This window comes from Shewanella sedimentimangrovi (assembly GCF_017354965.1).
In the GTDB taxonomy this organism is placed as follows: Bacteria; Pseudomonadota; Gammaproteobacteria; order Enterobacterales; family Shewanellaceae; genus Shewanella; species Shewanella cyperi.
In genome coordinates this window covers 3,411,949-3,428,207 of record NZ_CP071502.1, presented here as the reverse complement: position 1 = coordinate 3,428,207, position 16,259 = coordinate 3,411,949, and the positions used below count along the sequence as shown (strand labels likewise).

The 16,259-nt window shown below is 55.5% G+C and carries 17 protein-coding genes and 2 pseudogenes; 11 read left to right on the top strand and 8 right to left on the bottom strand.

Features of this window, described 5'->3' with window-relative positions:
- Positions 1-58 precede the first annotated feature (58 nt).
- From JYB85_RS15190 to JYB85_RS19005, 3 genes and pseudogenes are all read left to right on the top strand, one after another.
- A complete protein-coding gene (locus JYB85_RS15190) occupies positions 59-907 on the top strand; it encodes a pirin family protein (RefSeq protein ID WP_207379965.1) in 849 nt (282 codons plus the stop codon).
- Positions 908-939: 32 nt separating this feature from the next.
- Positions 940-1,050 (top strand): annotated as a pseudogene (locus JYB85_RS15185) (pirin-like C-terminal cupin domain-containing protein); the annotation flags it as partial.
- A gap of 107 nt (positions 1,051-1,157) precedes the next feature.
- Positions 1,158-1,289, top strand: a pseudogene (locus JYB85_RS19005) (pirin-like C-terminal cupin domain-containing protein); the annotation flags it as partial.
- A gap of 10 nt (positions 1,290-1,299) precedes the next feature.
- On the opposite strand, the gene JYB85_RS15175 reads toward JYB85_RS19005, so the two are convergent.
- The 4 genes from JYB85_RS15175 to JYB85_RS15160 form a co-directional block, all read right to left on the bottom strand.
- Complete coding sequence (locus JYB85_RS15175) at positions 1,300-1,680, bottom strand: TonB-dependent receptor (RefSeq protein ID WP_207379964.1); 381 nt, start codon at positions 1,678-1,680, stop codon at positions 1,300-1,302.
- 67 nt (positions 1,681-1,747) lie between these two features.
- Positions 1,748-2,389, bottom strand: a complete 642-nt coding sequence (locus JYB85_RS15170) for a DNA-J related domain-containing protein (RefSeq protein ID WP_207323251.1) — start codon at positions 2,387-2,389, stop codon at positions 1,748-1,750.
- A gap of 143 nt (positions 2,390-2,532) precedes the next feature.
- Positions 2,533-3,186: an oxygen-insensitive NAD(P)H nitroreductase gene (gene nfsB, locus JYB85_RS15165; RefSeq protein ID WP_207379963.1), complete on the bottom strand. Its 654-nt coding sequence runs from the start codon at positions 3,184-3,186 to the stop codon at positions 2,533-2,535.
- A gap of 209 nt (positions 3,187-3,395) precedes the next feature.
- A complete protein-coding gene (locus JYB85_RS15160) occupies positions 3,396-3,821 on the bottom strand; it encodes a CBS domain-containing protein (protein WP_207379962.1) in 426 nt (141 codons plus the stop codon).
- Positions 3,822-4,020: 199 nt separating this feature from the next.
- Here JYB85_RS15160 and JYB85_RS15155 point away from each other — a divergent pair, with 199 nt between their 5' ends.
- The 5 genes from JYB85_RS15155 to JYB85_RS15135 all read left to right on the top strand — a co-directional run bounded on the left by JYB85_RS15155 (position 4,021) and on the right by JYB85_RS15135 (position 9,399).
- Entirely contained in the window at positions 4,021-5,796 is a 1,776-nt protein-coding gene (locus tag JYB85_RS15155) for an alkaline phosphatase D family protein (protein WP_207379961.1), read from the top strand.
- A 211-nt stretch (positions 5,797-6,007) separates the two neighbouring features.
- Entirely contained in the window at positions 6,008-6,574 is a 567-nt protein-coding gene (locus JYB85_RS15150) for a phosphoribosyltransferase (RefSeq protein WP_207320787.1), read from the top strand.
- Positions 6,575-6,950: 376 nt separating this feature from the next.
- The gene (locus tag JYB85_RS15145; protein WP_228730127.1) at positions 6,951-7,628 is read left to right on the top strand and encodes a hypothetical protein; all 678 of its coding nucleotides are present in this window, start codon (positions 6,951-6,953) and stop codon (positions 7,626-7,628) included.
- Positions 7,629-7,644: 16 nt separating this feature from the next.
- Entirely contained in the window at positions 7,645-8,655 is a 1,011-nt protein-coding gene (locus JYB85_RS15140) for a sensor histidine kinase (RefSeq protein ID WP_207379959.1), read from the top strand.
- Positions 8,656-8,664: 9 nt separating this feature from the next.
- Positions 8,665-9,399 (top strand): LytR/AlgR family response regulator transcription factor, encoded by a 735-nt coding sequence (locus JYB85_RS15135; RefSeq protein ID WP_207379958.1) that lies wholly within the window; start codon positions 8,665-8,667, stop codon positions 9,397-9,399.
- Positions 9,400-9,813: 414 nt separating this feature from the next.
- On the opposite strand, the gene JYB85_RS15130 is transcribed toward JYB85_RS15135, so the two are convergent.
- Positions 9,814-10,779, bottom strand: a complete 966-nt coding sequence (locus tag JYB85_RS15130; RefSeq protein WP_207379957.1) for a zinc transporter ZntB — start codon at positions 10,777-10,779, stop codon at positions 9,814-9,816.
- Positions 10,780-10,934: 155 nt separating this feature from the next.
- On the opposite strand from JYB85_RS15130, the gene JYB85_RS15125 reads away from it, so the two are divergent.
- Positions 10,935-11,309 carry a YacL family protein gene (locus tag JYB85_RS15125; RefSeq protein ID WP_207379956.1) on the top strand — a complete coding sequence of 125 codons (375 nt, stop codon included), beginning with the start codon at positions 10,935-10,937 and terminating at the stop codon, positions 11,307-11,309.
- 26 nt (positions 11,310-11,335) lie between these two features.
- On the opposite strand, the gene JYB85_RS15120 is transcribed toward JYB85_RS15125, so the two are convergent.
- The 3 genes from JYB85_RS15120 to JYB85_RS15110 all read right to left on the bottom strand — a co-directional run bounded on the left by JYB85_RS15120 (position 11,336) and on the right by JYB85_RS15110 (position 14,332).
- The gene (locus JYB85_RS15120) at positions 11,336-11,965 is read right to left on the bottom strand and encodes a response regulator (RefSeq protein ID WP_207320784.1); all 630 of its coding nucleotides are present in this window, start codon (positions 11,963-11,965) and stop codon (positions 11,336-11,338) included.
- The gene (gene narQ, locus JYB85_RS15115) at positions 11,958-13,667 is read right to left on the bottom strand and encodes a nitrate/nitrite two-component system sensor histidine kinase NarQ (protein ID WP_207379955.1); all 1,710 of its coding nucleotides are present in this window, start codon (positions 13,665-13,667) and stop codon (positions 11,958-11,960) included. The genes JYB85_RS15120 and narQ overlap by 8 nt, the downstream gene beginning before the upstream one ends.
- A 122-nt stretch (positions 13,668-13,789) precedes the next feature.
- Positions 13,790-14,332 carry a hydrolase gene (locus JYB85_RS15110; protein ID WP_207379954.1) on the bottom strand — a complete coding sequence of 181 codons (543 nt, stop codon included), beginning with the start codon at positions 14,330-14,332 and terminating at the stop codon, positions 13,790-13,792.
- Between the two features lie 271 nt (positions 14,333-14,603).
- On the opposite strand from JYB85_RS15110, the gene JYB85_RS15105 reads away from it, so the two are divergent.
- Both JYB85_RS15105 and JYB85_RS15100 read left to right on the top strand, forming a co-directional pair.
- Positions 14,604-14,942, top strand: coding sequence for a P-II family nitrogen regulator (locus tag JYB85_RS15105; protein ID WP_207320781.1), 339 nt, complete (start codon positions 14,604-14,606; stop codon positions 14,940-14,942).
- Positions 14,943-14,953: 11 nt separating this feature from the next.
- Positions 14,954-16,204, top strand: a complete 1,251-nt coding sequence (locus tag JYB85_RS15100) for an ammonium transporter (protein ID WP_207379953.1) — start codon at positions 14,954-14,956, stop codon at positions 16,202-16,204.
- Positions 16,205-16,259 lie beyond the last annotated feature (55 nt).

Genomic DNA, 16,259 nt, shown 5'->3' with positions numbered 1-16,259 from the left:
TGCAATATTCTTTCGCCAAAACCGGGTATATGCTGCTCCCAATTCCCGGGAGGTGAGTATGCAAATCAAACATCGTTTATTCGCCCGTCCGGCCATGGATGGCGATGGCGTCAATATCCGTCGGGTGGCCGACTTCGAGCGGCTGCAACTGGACCCCTTCCTCATGGTCGATGAAATCAAATCCGACGACAGCAGTGACTATATCGGCGGTTTTCCGCCCCACCCGCACCGCGGCATCGAGACCTTCACCTATATCCGCAAGGGCGGCTTTGAGCACCGTGACCACATGGGCAATGTGCGCGCCATCCTGGCCGGTGATGTGCAGTGGATGAGCACCGGCTCGGGCGTCATTCACTCGGAAATGCCCTTGGCCGATGCCAAAGAAGGCCTGCACGGCTTCCAGATCTGGCTCAACATGCCCGCTAAAGACAAGATGCGTCCGGCCCGCTATCAGGACAGCAGCGCCATGGCCAAACCCCGTCACGACAATGGCCGCGGTGCCAGCCTGTATCCTTTGGGCGGCCAATGGCAATTTGAGGGGGAAAAGGTTGACGGGCTGATCCAGGGGCTGGCGGCCGATGGCGCGGTCGCCGATCTCAGCCTGGAACCACAAGGCAGTGCAAAGGTGGACTTTAGCGGTTTCGGTTTTGCCGGGGTCTATATCCACAGCGGTGAGCTTAAAGACAGTCAGGGCAGCAGCTATTTCGCCGGTGAATACCTGCAGCTGGAGCCTGCGGAAAGCGAGTTTATCGCTGGGGACCAGGGGGCTGGAGTGCTGCTGTTTGGCGGTAGTCCCATCAGGGAGGCCATAGTGCACATGGGCCCCTTTGTGATGAACACCCAGGCGGAAATCCAGCAGGCCATCCGCGACTACCAGCAGGGCAAGTTCGGCGAGCTGAGCCTCTGAGGGGCTTTGACCTTGGATGCTTTCAGGCTCTGGCCGGAGTGCTGCTGTTTGGCGGCAATCCCATCAGGGAAGCCATAGTGCATATGGGCCCCTTTGTGATGAACACCCAGGCGGAAATCCAGCAGGCCATCCGCGGCTGTTAGCAAGAAAAGCAGCAGGGCAAGTTCGGCGAGCTGAGTCTCTGAGGGGCTTTGACCTTGGATGTTTTCAGGCTCTGGCCGGGTGCTGCTGTTTGGCGGCAATCACAAAGGGGAAGCCCATCAGGGAGGCCATAGTGCCCATGGGCCCCTTTGTGATAAACACCCAGGCGGAAATCCAGCAGGCCATCCGCGGCTATCAGCATGAAAAGCAGCAGGGCAAGTTCGGCGAACTGAGTCTCTGACCCAAAAGCCTCATGTGGCCCTGGCCGGGGTGCGGATAAACATCACGGCCATCAGCACCATGCCGGTTAGCACCAGCAGGGACGAGAGGATAAGCACAGGCTCTATGGTTTCGGGGGCCACATATTTGCCGTACAGCAGGAACAGGCCCACGGCCATCAGCACCATACCGGCCTGATGGGCGCCGAATTGCACCTTGGCCAGCAGGTTGCACAGGTTATTGAGCCACAGCTTGTGGCACAGGCCATAGAGGAAGGACACCACAAAACCGGCCAACATAATGTGGGCATGGGTCACCAGCTGACCGTGATCATTGCTGGCGGCCATCACTATGCCAAGACACATGCCGAGGATGGCGTAAACCAAGCCAGTGATAATAAAGGCTCTGTCCATGATTGATTACCTTGGGTGGGGATAGAGGCTTAATTATAGGCCCGGCTTTGAAAATCGGCCCGCCGCCTCAGCGTTGCCGCAACACCTGCCAGGCTTCGCAGATTTGCCTGAAGCGGGCCGCTTCACCCTCTGGGCGATCCGGATGCCACATAAAGGCGAGGCGGCGCCATTGGCGGCGGATATCCCGCTCGCATGCTTCTTCATCCAGCTCGAAGATGCGCAGGGCCTGGGCTCTGTGCATGTCGCTGTGCCCCAGGCCTATGTAATCCTGGTAGCGGCTCCAGAAGGCTTCCAGCATTTCCCGCACCACGTTGGCGCAGGTGTCGTAGTTGCCCCAGTCCAGGTAATAGCTGCGCAGGGCCGCATCCTGGGCCAGTTGCAGCTGGGCATCGGCCGGCGGCAGGCGCAGCAGGCGAATGTCCATGGCCTGCACCTGCAGCCACTGCCGTGGCAACAGCATCTCCTGCAGCTCGAACAGGGCATTCATCAGCAGGAAATTACGCTTGAACAGGTCTTTTTCCGGATTGTCATCCAGGTGTTGCATCAGGCCGCGGGACTGGAGTTCGCTGGCGAGGTGATGCACCTTCCAGCTTTGTACCGAGGCTTGCAGCAGGCTCAGCAGCGGCCAAATGAGAGGGTTGTCACCCTTGGCGGCGGGGACGTCCGTGTTGGCGTTTTCAAGTTGTGGCACTGTGGGGGCGAGCAACATGGGCACGATTCATCCTGAATAAGGTTATCGGTCACTATGCCACAGGCTTTGGGGATGACAAATTCCAATCTTTTATGAATTGCGGACGCTAATTGGGGCCGCGGGCATAACAGCCCGGGCCCATTGTAACCTGGATAAGTGGCTCAGATCTGACTGAAAATTTGCGCTTGCGGCAGGCGGGATTTCGGCAGGGCGGCGTTGAAGTCTTCCTCGCTGCGATAGCCCAGGGCCACAACCACAGAGGCGGTGAAACCCTTGTCCCTCAACCCCAGCTCACGGTTGAGCACAGTGGCATCGAAGCCTTCGATGGGGCACGCGTCTATGTCCAGCGCCGAGGCGCCCAGCAGCAGGGTGCCGAGGGCCAGATACACCTGCTTCTCCATCCAATGTTGGGCATCCTTGAGCTCATACCTGTGCATGTTGACGAAGAAGGAGCGGCCATTGTGCTGGTTTTGCTTGGCTTCTTCACCGGCAAAGCGGCCATCGGCCTGTTCCTGGTTCAATACCTGATGCAGATGATCTTCGTCCATCTGTTGTTTGGTGCACAGCACCAGCACGTGGGAGGCGTTCATTATCTTGGCGGTGTTGAAGGCAAACTGCTCCGTGGCCTTGGCGATAGTGGCCTTGCCCGCCTCGGTTTGTGCCAGCACAAAGTGCCAGGGCTGGGAGTTGGTGGAGGAGGGGGCAAACTGCAACAGGGTTTTGATGTGCTCTATCTTGTCGGCGGCAATCTTGCGCTTGGGGTCAAAGGCTTTGGTGGTACGGCGTTTTTTTACCAGCGAGCTTAAATCCTGCATTTTTTATCCTATATGAAGGTACGGCAATGGCGGCATTGTAGCTTTGGCTGCGCTAAAAAAAACCGGGTCCAGGCCCGGTTTTATTTCAAAAATATTTTGATAATAGCTTAGGGCTTGTTGACGTTTCAGGGGGGGGCAGCAGCCCGGTCGGTTTTCTATTCTACATAAACTAGCACTAACGCAGCAGAAAGACCGACCAAGCCCTAGTGTTAACCCTGCTGTTGCAGCAAGCGCTTGGCGAGCTTCACAAAGTCCGACGAGGTCACTATGCCTATCACCCGCATGTCGGCATCCAGCACGGGCAGGCAGCCGGATTTATTGTCGATAAAGTAATCCACCACCACTGTCAGGGGCTCATCCGTGCCCAGATGCTGGCCGGGAATTTCCATCACCTCGGCTATGGGGGTAAAGCGTTCCTTGCGGTCGAGGGCGCCGGCACCATAGCGATTGATCATGCTGACCACGCTGGCAATCATTTTCTTGTGGGTGAGCACGCCGCGATAACGGCCATCACTCTCGGCGATGACCGGCAGATGGCGCACGCCACGGCTTTGCATCAGCAGGTGGGCATCCCTGAGGCTGGCGCCATCGCTGATGCAAATTGGGTTGGCTGTCATTATGTCCTTGACCTGCATTTGGGGCTCCTTAACTCGGGGGCTAAACTCGGCAATTTGGCGCCAACTCAGTATAGCATCCTGTATAAGCGCTTGTTTTTAAGTTATTTAAATTAGCACTTATCAAGTTGTCACTCTTATGTAATATTAATGTTTCAACATTTTGACTCATTAGACCTCATACCACTTAAACAGCAATAAACTCAAGGGAATAATAATAATGAAACGGTCTTTTTCACGTCGTGACTTCCTGGCCATGTCGGCCAAAGGGGTGGGTGCCGCGGTACTTTCCTATGGCCTGATGGGCTGCTCCAGCAGCGATGACGATACGCCTGCGGTTGCCGTTGCCTTTAACCATGGCATTGCCAGCGGCGATCCCGCCCATGATGCGGTGATCCTCTGGACCCGGGTCACCCCGGAAACCGACGCCGATGTGCGTGTGTCCTGGGAAGTGGCCGCCGACGCCGACTTCAAGGACATAGTGACCAACGGCAGCACCATCACCAATGCCGACAGGGATTACACGGTCAAGGTGGATGCCATGGGCCTGACGGCGGGCACGGCGTATTTCTTCCGCTTCAAGAGCGGCAGCGTTACCTCAGTGACAGGCAAGACCCGCACCCTGCCGGAGGGGGCCGTCAGCCAGGTCAAGCTGGCCGTGGTCAGCTGTGCCAATTTCCCCGCCGGTTACTTCAACGTGTATGAACTCCTGACCGAGCAGCAGGATCTCGACGCCCTGGTGCACCTGGGGGATTACATCTACGAATACGAGCGCGGCGGCTACGCCAGCGAGCATGCGGCCGAACTGGGCCGTGAAGTGTTGCCGGCACACGAACTGGTTTCCCTTGGCGATTACCGTACCCGTTACGCCCAGTACCGCGGCGATGCCAGCCTGCAAAAGCTGCATGCCATGGTGCCCTTTATCACTGTCTGGGATGACCACGAGGTATGCAACGACGCCTGGCGCGAAGGGGCGGAAAATCACAATGAGGGTGAGGGCGACTTCAGCGCCCGCAAACAGGCCGCCATGCAGGCCTATTTCGAGTGGCTGCCGATCCGCCCCTGGCGCGAAGGCAACCATGAGGAGATCTATCGCAGCTTCAGCTTTGGCGATTTGGTGGATCTGCACATGCTCGATACCCGTCTGCTGGGCCGTGACCAGCAGCTGGACTTCAACACCTATCTGGACCCCAACACTGGTGCCTTTGACGGCGAAGCCTTTATGGCCGATGTGACCGCCACCGACCGTACCATGTTGGGTGCGCTGCAACTGCTGTGGCTGCAGGGCACCCTGCTGTCCGCCACCGGCAAGTGGCAGGTGCTGGGACAACAGGTGCTGATGGGCAAGATGCTGCTGCCGGCGGCCATCGCCACCCAGCAACTGAGTATTCCCCAGTTTGCCGAGCTGGCCGCCCTGGCTCAGTTGGCTGCCCGTGCCCAGGCCAACGATCCTACCCTGACCCAGAATGAGCTGACCTATCTGGTGGCCAACCAGTACAAGCTGACTCCGGAAGTTATTGCGCTGCTGAAACTGCCCGCCATCCCCTATAACCTGGATGCCTGGGATGGCTATGCCTATGAGCGCGAGGTGATCCTCGGTACCGCCAAGTCGAAAGATCATAACCTGGTGGTGATCGCCGGTGACACCCACAATGCCTGGGCCAACGAGCTGCGCGACGTTAATGGTGACGTGGTGGGGGTGGAGTTTGCCACCAGTTCGGTGTCTTCACCCGGGCTTGAGTATTACCTCAATCTGCCCACAGAGCAGATCCCGGCCACCGAAGCGGCCGTGGTGGGGCTGGTGGACGATCTCAAATATGCCAACCTCAAGGATCGCGGTTTCATGACCCTGACCTTTACCCAGGATGCGGTGCGCAGCGATTGGCACTTCGTCAGCAGCATATTGGACAGTGAATTCACCGAGGCCGAGGACAGGGGCTACAGTGCCATGACTCTGGCCGGCAGCCACGCCATAGTTCCCGTGAGCGAAACCTGATAGCCTTGGAAAGATAGAAAAATCCACCTGCGGGTGGATTTTTTTTGCGCTGGCGCAGGATCTGATCACCGCAGCGCAGCAAATGGGACCATAATGCGCTAGAATGCCGCCCCAAATCCCGGCGGCTGGTCCGGCATTGGCACTGTGTGGTCAATGTCAAAGACAGCGCAATAAATACAAAGCAATAACACAGAGATGATGGGGCACTTGTATGTCAGATAAATACTATATTACCGCGCAGCAGCTGCTGGAGGATTCCTTCCGTTTGGCAGCCCAGGTCTATGAAAGTGGTTTCCGGCCACAATTTATCGTGGGTATCTGGCGTGGCGGCGCCCCCATAGGTATAGCCGTGCAGGAGTATTTTGACTTCAAACAGGTGGAAACCGACCATATAGCGGTGCGCACTTCTTCCTACTACGGCATAGGCACAGACAAGCAGAGCAAGGAAATCAAGGTCCACGGCCTGCACTACATAGTGGAAAACGCCAATGCCGACGACGGCCTGCTGATTGTCGATGACGTGTTCGACTCCGGCCGCTCAATCCATGCGCTCAAGGAAAAACTGAGCCAGCTGATGCGCCTCAACATGCCAAGGGACGTGCGCATCGCCTGTCCTTACTACAAGCCCAAGAACACAGCCGTACCCTTGAAGCCTGATTACTATATCCACTCATCCGAAGACTGGCTGGTGTTCCCACACGAAGTCTCAGGCCTGACCCCGGATGAGATTGCCAACGGCAAGGGCGATTTGAGAAACATCCGCGACCTGTTTATTTAAGCCGCGCTTAACCCCTCTCCAAAAGGCCGTGCCGCTGTAACAGGTACGGCTTTTTTGCTGCTATCCCACAGCCCCCCGAGTTTGCGTCTGCTGTGCACTTATTTCGTGCCTTAGTCAGGTCAATTTGAAACCGCATTTCTTAAGGCCATTTACCTGGGATGACAAAGACAGTGGCCATCAATTTTGCTTGATCAGGAAACAGGTCACTGCTTGACCCCATCTTCCTCCCCTTTATCGATGATTTCCCCCCGCTTATCTGAATTGGCTGTTTTGGCCCGCGATGCCTGGATACATTGGCCATATCAACTCAGGAGATAAGCACATGAACTCATTATCAATAGAAAAATCATTAAAAAAACAGAAGCTTCTCAATGCAATGTTAGCTTTGGGACTCTTGGCGGTAACGGGGAAGAATCTGTACTCAGCCACCCAGGTGGCGGAATTTGATGAGATATCTGTCAAGCGGATCAACGTGTTGGAAGAGGATGGTCAGCTGCGTATGGTGATGGCCAACTCGGAACGCTCCCCGCAGGCGATAAAAGAAGGCAAGGTCTATATGAATGTCGGCAAGCGCCCCGGGCTGATTTTCTATAACGACGAGGGCACTGAGAATGGCGGCTTGATGTTCAGGGGCAAGAAGGAAGATGGCAAGGTCAATCATGGATTGCACATGTCATTCGATCGCTACAATCAGGATCAGACCATGGCATTGCAACACATTGAATCAGAGGATTATATGATCACCGGCATGACCATACTGGACAGACCCGACAGCGACATGTTCAGCCTGGCGCCACTGGAGGAGGCGGCGCAGCGAGGTGACGAGCAGGCAAAGCAGCAATTGGCCGAGTTGAACGCTGACGGTAAGCTCTACGGTGTGCAGCGGGCGTTTTACGGCACCCTGAACGGCGATGCTCAATTGCGCCTCAATGATGCCGAAGGTAACATCAGGATCCGCATGGTGGTGGATAAGCTAGGAGTCGCAAGGCTGGAGTTTTTAAACACCAAGGGCGAAGTAGTGCAACGCCTGCCGGATGATAAACAAGGAAAATAGCCCAATGGAAGGCAAGATGAAACCCATCATCAATATCACCATACTCTTCGCCTTCGCCAATCTTATGGTGTTGTACTCGGCGCTGCTGCAGGGCGGCAGCTCCTTCGTATATCACCCGGATGCACCTGTCTGGATCTTTCTGCAATGCTTGCTGGCCCAGGGGCTGACGCTTTTTTTGTACCGCAGCCTCAGCTGTCGCCGCGGCAACCAACCCTTTGAGCTGAGGCACTTTTTTGCGGTATTGGTCGCGAGCAATATCAGTTTTGTGTTGCTGAGCGCAGTGTTATCTCTGGGAGTGGAGCTGTTGTTTGGCTTACAGCAGCAGGAAGCTATCCACATAGTACTGATGTTGCTGATGAGCTTCATTCTGCATCTGGTGGTCGGCGGCTTCACCCTGGCCTTTAAGGCATTTGTACGTGCCAATCAACAGCAAGTGGCATTGCAGGCATCACAAAAATCCTTGGCCATGAGCCAGCTGAAAATGCTGCAACAGCAAATAGATCCCCATTTCCTGTTCAATAATCTCAATGTGCTGTCGGCCTTGATTCAGCGCAACCCCATGGATGCGGACGAGTTTCTGAATGCGTTCTGTGAGATTTACCGCTATGTAATGCAATCGCAGGATAAAACTTACGCCTCGCTGGCGCAGGAACTGGCTTTTGCCGAAGATTATATGCACTTGCTTGGGCAGCGATTTCAGCATGCCTACCGGCTGCAGCTGGAGGTTGATCCCAAGATGCTCGAGCGTCTGATTGTACCCTGTGCGCTGCAACTGGCATTGGAAAATGTGACCAAGCACAATCAGGCAAATCATGACGACCCCATGTTGATCCGGATTTTCGTCGAGGACGAGCACCTGGTCATCAGCAATCCCATTCGTGAGAAGCCCTTCAGGCAGCCATCCAATGGGATTGGGCTGAACAATCTCAGCCAAAGGTATTTGTCGGTGTTTGACAAAAACATAGGGGTAAAATCCACAGCGGGACAATTTTCCCTGTCTCTGCCCCTGATGACCCAGCCAGCTTAGGAATGCAGTATGAGAATTGTGATCATAGAAGATGAACCCTTGGCGGCGCAGAAACTGACGGGTTATATAGCGCAATACTGGCCCGAGGCCGAGATAGTGGCCGAGCTTGGTCTGGTATCACAGGTGCTGGCATTCTTTGCTGAATCACAGCAGATAGATTTGATTTTTTCGGACATAGAACTCGGTGACGGCCAGGTATTTTCCGCCATGCAGCAGCTCGACTTGCCTTGTCCTGTGATATTTACCACTTCATACGATAATTTCTGGATGGACGCCTTTCAAAGCCAGGGGATTGAATACCTGCTCAAACCCTTTTCCTATAAAAGATTCTGCCAGGCATTGACCAATTATGCCCAGTTGAGTGCTGCCATGACCAAGGGGGCAGAGTCTTCAAACGATAAGCAATACAAGACACGCTTTATCGTCAAAAAAAGCACTGGTAGTGTGGTGCTGCCCATCGCAGACATCAGCTGCTTTCGCGCCGCCAATGGAGTGATTTTGGCAAGGGACAAGCAAGGGGAATATCACATCATCAGCGAGTCTTCCATCACGGAACTGGAGGGGCGCCTGGATCCGCGGCAATTCTTCCGCCTCAATCGCAGCGAAGTGCTTAATCTAACCTATCTGGAACGGTTCGAGCCCTATGCCAAAGACACACTCGCCGTGTACGTCAAACAGCTCAATGAGCCCATTATCACCAGCAAAACCCGCAGCGCCGGCTTCAGGCGTTGGCTTGAGGGTTAACCGGGCGCCGCGCAATTTAACTTCTGGAACCTGTGGTTCCTTCCCCAAAGCTCCTTACCCGACTGTGGGCTCGGCGCCCCCGATTTGATACCCATGACTTTTTACCGTCGACACAGCGGCTAACTTGTGCTTTTGGGCAGCCTCCGGCATGGGAAGTTATCAATCACCTGCGGTGGGCTCTCGCACTGCTACCCCTGTGACACGGCGTGCATCCGTCCTTGGAGCCTCCTCTCGCCATCGATGGCTCGGACGGTCACTGGTGCAGCAGTGCCTAAGTGGGTGTTCCATTCCAGCCAGTATCTAATTGGACAAATTCCGAGAAGTAATCGAATGCCGGAATGTTGGACTTCATTGACTCATTGCACGCTTCCCCCTGCGGTGGCTGGCTGGTAATAGGCGGGACAAATTGTTCAATCAAAGCCAGTGTTTGCGATAGAAGAGCACCAGTTGTACTACCACCAGAAATACCAGCAGGCCGCAAAAGGCAGGAAAAGCCCAAGCGGTTTCGGCGCCCGGGATACCGCCGATATTGACCCCCAGCAGGCCGGTCAGAAAGCTTATCGGCAGGAAGACGGCGGTTACCAGCGACAGGAAATATAATCTCTGGTTGAGTTCTTCGGACTGGCGACTGAGCAGTTCTTCCTGGGTGACGTTGGCCCTGTCCCTTATCGCCTCCAGATCTTCTATGGCCCGCACCAGGCGGTCACGGATTTCCCGCAGCCGCATCTGCTCATGGTGAGTGAGCAAGGTGTCTTCGTCGGTCTGCATGGCCGCAAAGGCTTCACGTTGGGGGGCCAGATAACGGCGCAGTGCCACGGTCTGACGCCTGAGTTCGGCGATGTCGCTGCGCAGGTCGTGCTTGCTGCCGCTGACCAACAGCTCTTCCAGTTCATCCATCTTGTCATCTAGCTTGGCGATGAACTCCGTTTTGCGCAGGGTCAGGCGATCGCAGATCTCCAGGATAAACTCGCCGGTGGTTTTGGGGCCCTGGCGCAACATGATTTTGTCGGCCAGTTCTTTTACCGAATGCAGGCTGCGGCGGCTGGTACTGATGATGCGCGTTTCGCTGGCCAGCAGACGCAGTGCCACCATGTCTTCGGGATCCGCATCCGGATTGAGGTTGACGCCCCGCAGCGCCAGCAGCATGCCCTGTTCGGTCACTATGGCCCTGGGGCGGGTGTCCCGGGTCAGGAGGGCATCTATTTCCAACCGTGGCAAGGTTTGACCGTAGAGCCATTCGCGGGCATGTGTTTCCTCATAATTGAGGTGAACCCACAGCAGCCCTTGCTCCGGTGTCCAGGCCTGCAGCTCCTCAAAGCTGAGCATACTGCCGGCACGCTCGCCGCTGAGCAGCAGGCAATAGATAAATCCTTTGCGCATAAGCCGTTCCAAATTCGGTTGTGATAACGCTAACTTACCTTAGGGCCTGTCCCAAGCTCAAGCCTGTGAGCCGGCACTTGTCAGTCCCGGAAGCAAGTCCTGCGGATTTGGGATAAAATTGCTGGAAGATATTTTTTGCTTTTCAGGAACAGACGATGGAGTTTGAGTTTCGCCGCAACAGTCTCGATGGCAGCCTGTTTGCCAATTTCAGCATGGAACATGAGGTCATGGGGCGCTGGTTTTGCGAGGAACTGGGGGAAGACAGGGACGGTTGCACCCGATTGCTGGCCAAGGTGTCCCAGCTGCAGGCTGCTGGGCATGGAGAGTGGCGTCAGATTGGCCGCGATTTTACCCTGGAGCTCGATGCCGAGCAGGCGAGGATCTTTGCCAATGTGCTGGGCTACGACAGTCTGGATGAGCTGGACGAAGGCATGTCCATGTATGACAGTGAATCCGAGGCCAGCTGCGGCCTGGAAGACTTTCAACATGCCCTTGAAAGCTGGCAGCTTTTTGTTAATGACAGCCGCTGAGCCATGCCCGCGGCTGTCTCCTGCCATTAACGGTTGAGGTAACGCACCGCCATTTCGGTGCGGGACTTGGCGTTGGCCTTGCGCAGCAGGTTTTTGACGTGGACCTTAACCGTTCCTTCGCTGATATGCAGTTGCTCGGAAATGGTGCGGTTGCTCAGGCCCTCGGCCAGTTGGGTGAGGATTTGCATTTCCCGTGGCGTCAGTGAGTTGATCCACTCGTCCTCATCGGCGGCCTGCTTAAGCTCCAGTTGGTAGGCCTCGACTGCTTCGCTGATCACCCTGTGGCCCTGCATGGCATGTTTCAGTTTTTCCAGCAATAAATCCGGTTCGGTATCTTTCAGCAAATATCCATCGGCGCCGGCCCGCAGCAGGCGGATCACATCGGCTTTGGCATCGGACACAGTCAATATCACTACCCGGGCGGTCACTCCTTCCTGGCGCAGGCCGCTGAGGGTATCGAGTCCCGACATACCCTTCATGTTCAAATCCAGCAGTATGATGTCGGGTTCATTGTCGCCCACCATATTCAGGGCCTCAATTCCGCTGCCGGCCTCCCCCAGGAGGGTGAAGTCAGGATCAGAGTTGATTAATTGGCAGATGCCTCGGCGCAGCAGTGGATGGTCGTCGACCACCAGCACTGAATAGGGTTTACCCATGGTTTGTCTCCTGATGAGGGGGAAGGGTCAGGGATACAGTGGCACCGCCGGCGGCATTGCCGGAGAAATTCAGGCGACCGCTGAGCTTGGCGGCTCGCTCCTGCATTATGCTAATGCCGAAATGATTGTCCCTTTCCCGTAAATGATTGATGCCTATGCCATCGTCACTGATGCTGATGTTAATCAAGCCGGCATCATTTTTACAGCAGCAAATTTCTATGCGTTTGGCCTGGGCATGCTTGATGGCATTGAGTGTGGCCTCACGGGTCAGCTGCAGTATGTGAATATGTTGATTGGCGCCCAGCAGTTGTTGCTCCAGCCCGTAATCGAGCACTATTTCACAGCTTGTCTGGTTCCGCAGTTGTTCCAGCATGGCCTCGAGCGCATGTTGCAGATTGGGTTCCTTGATGGTCAGGCGGAAGGTGGACAAGAGCTCCCGCAGTTGCACATAGGCGGCGCTGACCCCGTCGTTGATTTCGCTCAGCTGCTGTTCTACCTGGGGGCTCAGGCAGCAATCATCCAGGCCCTTGCGCAGCAAATTGAGTTGGATTTTCAGGTACGAAAGCACCTGTCCCAGTGAATCGTGCAGTTCGCGGGCTATCACGCCGCGCTCTTCCATTAAAGCCAGTTGCTGCTTCTGTTCCGACGCTTGGTATAGCAGCAGGCTGCGGGCCAGGATCAGGGCAAAATTTTCCAACAGGGGGCCATTGCAGGGGCGGGCAGAAATACACTCCAGTTTGCCGAGGACGCTGCCTTCGAATGTCAGCGGAATGTGATATTGCGCCAGGGCCTCTTCGGGCCAACCACCATCGGCAGTGATGATTTCCTGTTGCTCGTCCCCATGACTGATGCACAGCCGCAGGTATTGCATGGCTTCAAAATGTTTGAGCTTGTCGAGGGCGGGCTTGAGGGCCCGATAATCCGGTTGTTTGCCGTGGAGCATCACCAGGGTGTCATACAGCAGGGCCAGTTCGCCGTTGGCACGGCTGAGGGCGCGGGTTTTTTCCTGTACCTGATGTTCAAGATCGCCATAGAGGGCCGACAGCTCTTTGGCCGTGCTGTCCAGGGCGTGGGTCAGCGCCTGCAGCTCCAGGTATTCGGTTTCGGGCAACTGCACATCGAAGTTGCCTTTGGCTATGGTGTTGGCCGAGTGCATCAGTTGCTGCAGCGGTACCACCACCTTGCGACGGGTATAGCGCACCGCGAAAAAGGCCACCAGCAGCATCAGTCCCAAGCCCATGGCCTGACTGGCGGCCAGCAGTTTTAGTTTGAAGGCGGCGTGGAGTTCGGTTTCCAGCACCAGCAGATCTATGGTGTCGACAAAATCCTGCAACAGTGCCCCATAGCGCCCGGAATCCTCGGCCATGGCCAGCTGCTTCATATGCTGCCATTTGTTCTGAACCAGCAAATATTGCTGCCGCAAGCGCTCCGGACTGGTCCAGTCCTGTGAGCGTTTGAGCGCATCTGAGTTGAGCGTGGTCTCAAACTCCTGGATTTTGGCTTGCAGCTGCTCCTTGCCCGCGTGGGTGTAAAGCATCAGGCGGTAGCTCTGCATCCGCAATGAGCCGGAGGCGTTCACCGCTCTGGCATCCCCCAGGCTGTAGGACAGATTGGCTATGGCAAACAGGGCCAATCCGGAAGAAAGCAGGATCAGGGTCAGCATAAGGCCGAGGATCTTGGAAGTGAGACTGCCCCTGTTCATAAATGCGTTTCTCGGTGTGGTAAAAGCTCTGTTTTACATTAGCTTTTGCTGCAACACATCCTTTGAAGCGCGAAAATGTGAAAGGGGCCACGACTATGGCCCCATTTTATTTATGTTGGCGATTATTTAATCAGTTGCAGCAGCGATTTGAAGCGTTCACCGCTGGCTTCGTGTTGCAGCTCGAACAGTAAAGATTCGACGTTGGTTAATGTGGCTCCGGCCTGTTGCATCATGGCCAGGCCAAGTTGCCGATTGGCTTCGGTGCGTGAACCCACAGCGTCGGCGACCAGATGTACTTCAAAACCTGCGTCCAGCAGATCGCGGCAGGTCTGGTAGACGCAGATGTGGGTCTCTATGCCGCACAGGATCACCTTGCGTCTGCCGCTGAGGGTCAGGGCGTCGCGAAACTCGGCGTTGGGCCAGGCACTGAAGTGGGCCTTGGCTATGGGCTGGCAACGCTGACGCAGTTCGCAGGCCAGCTCTTCTGAGGTCGCGCCCAGCTTATCCGGCAATTGTTCCAGCCACAGGGTGGGAATATCGAACAGACCTATCCCGCGGATAAGAGTGAGCAATTGGCCGTGCAAGCCATCGCTGTCGTGCATCATGCGGGCCAGCTTGCCCTGTACATCCACCACCAGCAGCAGTGCCTGATGTTCCATCAACATAAGTTGTTTCTCCTGTCTGCGTTTTATTCCAGTAAACGCCTTTTAAGCGTGAAAGCCAATACTGCTTAGGTCCAGTGTATAAGACCGTGCCCTGGCCCTGCGCCAACATGGGGCAGTGGTTGCATAAATGCACTAAAAAGGTGCGTTTTTATGCGTCATTTATGCGCTAATTATTATTTATCCGTTTAATAACAATGAGTTGAATATCTGGCCCGATGCTTGAATTGTCTTTGTCACAATTTGATAACGACAGCTTATGTTGGAGGTTGGGATGAAACTGATCAGCGCAATCATCAAGCCATTCAAACTGGATGATGTCCGTGAGGCCATCGCCGGTATGGGGATTGAGGGGATGACAGTGACCGAAGTGAAAGGCTTTGGTCGACAAAAGGGGCACACAGAGCTGTACCGAGGTGCCGAGTATCAGGTGGACTTTCTGCCCAAGATTAAGTTGGACATTGCCACCAAGGCCGAAAACGTCGAATTGTTGCTGGAGGCCATCACCGCCGCCGCTCACACCGGCAAGATTGGTGACGGCAAGATTTTCGTGATGGATCTGGAACAGGCGATCCGTATCCGTACCGGCGAAACAGACACAGAAGCGCTTTAAGGGGGACCAAGATGGAAGAAATTACTAAGCTGGGCCTGACGGTGGCCGAACTGAGATTTGCGTTGGATACCTTTTATTTTCTGATATCCGGTGCGTTGGTGATGTGGATGGCGGCCGGTTTCGCCATGTTGGAGGCCGGTCTGGTGCGCTCCAAAAACACCACAGAAATCCTCACCAAAAACGTGTGTCTGTATTCCATAGCCTGCATTACCTACCTGATGGTGGGTTACCACATCATGTATGTGGATAACAGTGAGGGAGGCTTCCTGCCGAGCTTCGGCGCCCTGATAGGCAGCCAGGCAGGGGATGCCAGCCATGCCCTGGAGTCGGATTTCTTCTTCCAGGTGGTGTTTGTGGCGACCTCCATGTCGATAGTCTCAGGTGCCGTGGCCGAGCGCATGAAACTGTGGGCCTTCCTGGCGTTTTCCGTAGTTATGACGGCGGTCATTTATCCGGTGGAAGGTTATTGGACCTGGGGCGGCGGTTTTGTTTCCAAGGCCGGTTTCGTTGATTTTGCCGGCAGCGGTATTGTGCACATGGCCGGGGCTGCAGCCGCGCTCGCCGGTGTCCTGTTGCTCGGCGCCCGCCGTGGCAAATACGGTCCCAATGGTCAGGTCAATCCGATCCCCGGCTCTAACCTGCCGATGGCGACCCTGGGGATGTTCATCCTGTGGATGGGCTGGTTCGGCTTCAACGGTGGCTCACAACTGATGGTGTCCGATGCTGCCAATGCGACATCCGTAGCCAAGATTTTCGTCAACACCAACTCGGCTGCTGCTTTCGGTGCCATTGCGGCTCTGGTGGTGTGTAAGATGATTTGGGGCAAGGCGGATCTGACCATGATTCTTAACGGCGCCCTGGCAGGTCTGGTGGCCATCACAGCGGATCCCCTGTCTCCGTCTCTGGGCTTGGCGGCGGCCATAGGCCTGACGGCCGGTGCCATGGTGGTGTTTGCCATTGTCGCCCTCGACAGAGTCAAGATTGACGACCCGGTTGGCGCTATCTCAGTGCACGGTGTTGCCGGTATCTTTGGCTTGTTGCTGGTGCCCCTGTCGAACGCGGATGCGACCTTGCTTGGGCAGCTTATCGGCATAGGTGCCATTTTTGCCTGGGTCTTTGCTGCCTCTCTGCTGGTATGGCTGGCTTTGAAACTTACCATGGGGATCCGCGTCAGCGAAGAAGAAGAGTACAACGGTATGGATGCATCGGACTGCGGTATCGACGCCTATCCTGAGTTTGTCACTGTGAAAAGTGCCGGCTGATTGAGAGCCAGGTTTGATGAAAGAGCAGATCCCCGGATCTGCTTTTTTGTTTTCC

What these genes read in the sequence shown, in the direction of transcription:
- JYB85_RS15190 (WP_207379965.1), top strand. Translation starts at nt 59, where the DNA reads ATGCAAATCAAACATCGTTTATTCGCCCGTCCGGCCATGGATGGCGAT.
- JYB85_RS15175 (WP_207379964.1), bottom strand. Translation starts at nt 1,680, where the DNA reads ATGGACAGAGCCTTTATTATCACTGGCTTGGTTTACGCCATCCTCGGC.
- JYB85_RS15170 (WP_207323251.1), bottom strand. Translation starts at nt 2,389, where the DNA reads ATGTTGCTCGCCCCCACAGTGCCACAACTTGAAAACGCCAACACGGAC.
- nfsB (WP_207379963.1), bottom strand. Translation starts at nt 3,186, where the DNA reads ATGCAGGATTTAAGCTCGCTGGTAAAAAAACGCCGTACCACCAAAGCC.
- JYB85_RS15160 (WP_207379962.1), bottom strand. Translation starts at nt 3,821, where the DNA reads ATGCAGGTCAAGGACATAATGACAGCCAACCCAATTTGCATCAGCGAT.
- JYB85_RS15155 (WP_207379961.1), top strand. Translation starts at nt 4,021, where the DNA reads ATGAAACGGTCTTTTTCACGTCGTGACTTCCTGGCCATGTCGGCCAAA.
- JYB85_RS15150 (WP_207320787.1), top strand. Translation starts at nt 6,008, where the DNA reads ATGTCAGATAAATACTATATTACCGCGCAGCAGCTGCTGGAGGATTCC.
- JYB85_RS15145 (WP_228730127.1), top strand. Translation starts at nt 6,951, where the DNA reads ATGTTAGCTTTGGGACTCTTGGCGGTAACGGGGAAGAATCTGTACTCA.
- JYB85_RS15140 (WP_207379959.1), top strand. Translation starts at nt 7,645, where the DNA reads ATGAAACCCATCATCAATATCACCATACTCTTCGCCTTCGCCAATCTT.
- JYB85_RS15135 (WP_207379958.1), top strand. Translation starts at nt 8,665, where the DNA reads ATGAGAATTGTGATCATAGAAGATGAACCCTTGGCGGCGCAGAAACTG.
- JYB85_RS15130 (WP_207379957.1), bottom strand. Translation starts at nt 10,779, where the DNA reads ATGCGCAAAGGATTTATCTATTGCCTGCTGCTCAGCGGCGAGCGTGCC.
- JYB85_RS15125 (WP_207379956.1), top strand. Translation starts at nt 10,935, where the DNA reads ATGGAGTTTGAGTTTCGCCGCAACAGTCTCGATGGCAGCCTGTTTGCC.
- JYB85_RS15120 (WP_207320784.1), bottom strand. Translation starts at nt 11,965, where the DNA reads ATGGGTAAACCCTATTCAGTGCTGGTGGTCGACGACCATCCACTGCTG.
- narQ (WP_207379955.1), bottom strand. Translation starts at nt 13,667, where the DNA reads ATGAACAGGGGCAGTCTCACTTCCAAGATCCTCGGCCTTATGCTGACC.
- JYB85_RS15110 (WP_207379954.1), bottom strand. Translation starts at nt 14,332, where the DNA reads ATGTTGATGGAACATCAGGCACTGCTGCTGGTGGTGGATGTACAGGGC.
- JYB85_RS15105 (WP_207320781.1), top strand. Translation starts at nt 14,604, where the DNA reads ATGAAACTGATCAGCGCAATCATCAAGCCATTCAAACTGGATGATGTC.
- JYB85_RS15100 (WP_207379953.1), top strand. Translation starts at nt 14,954, where the DNA reads ATGGAAGAAATTACTAAGCTGGGCCTGACGGTGGCCGAACTGAGATTT.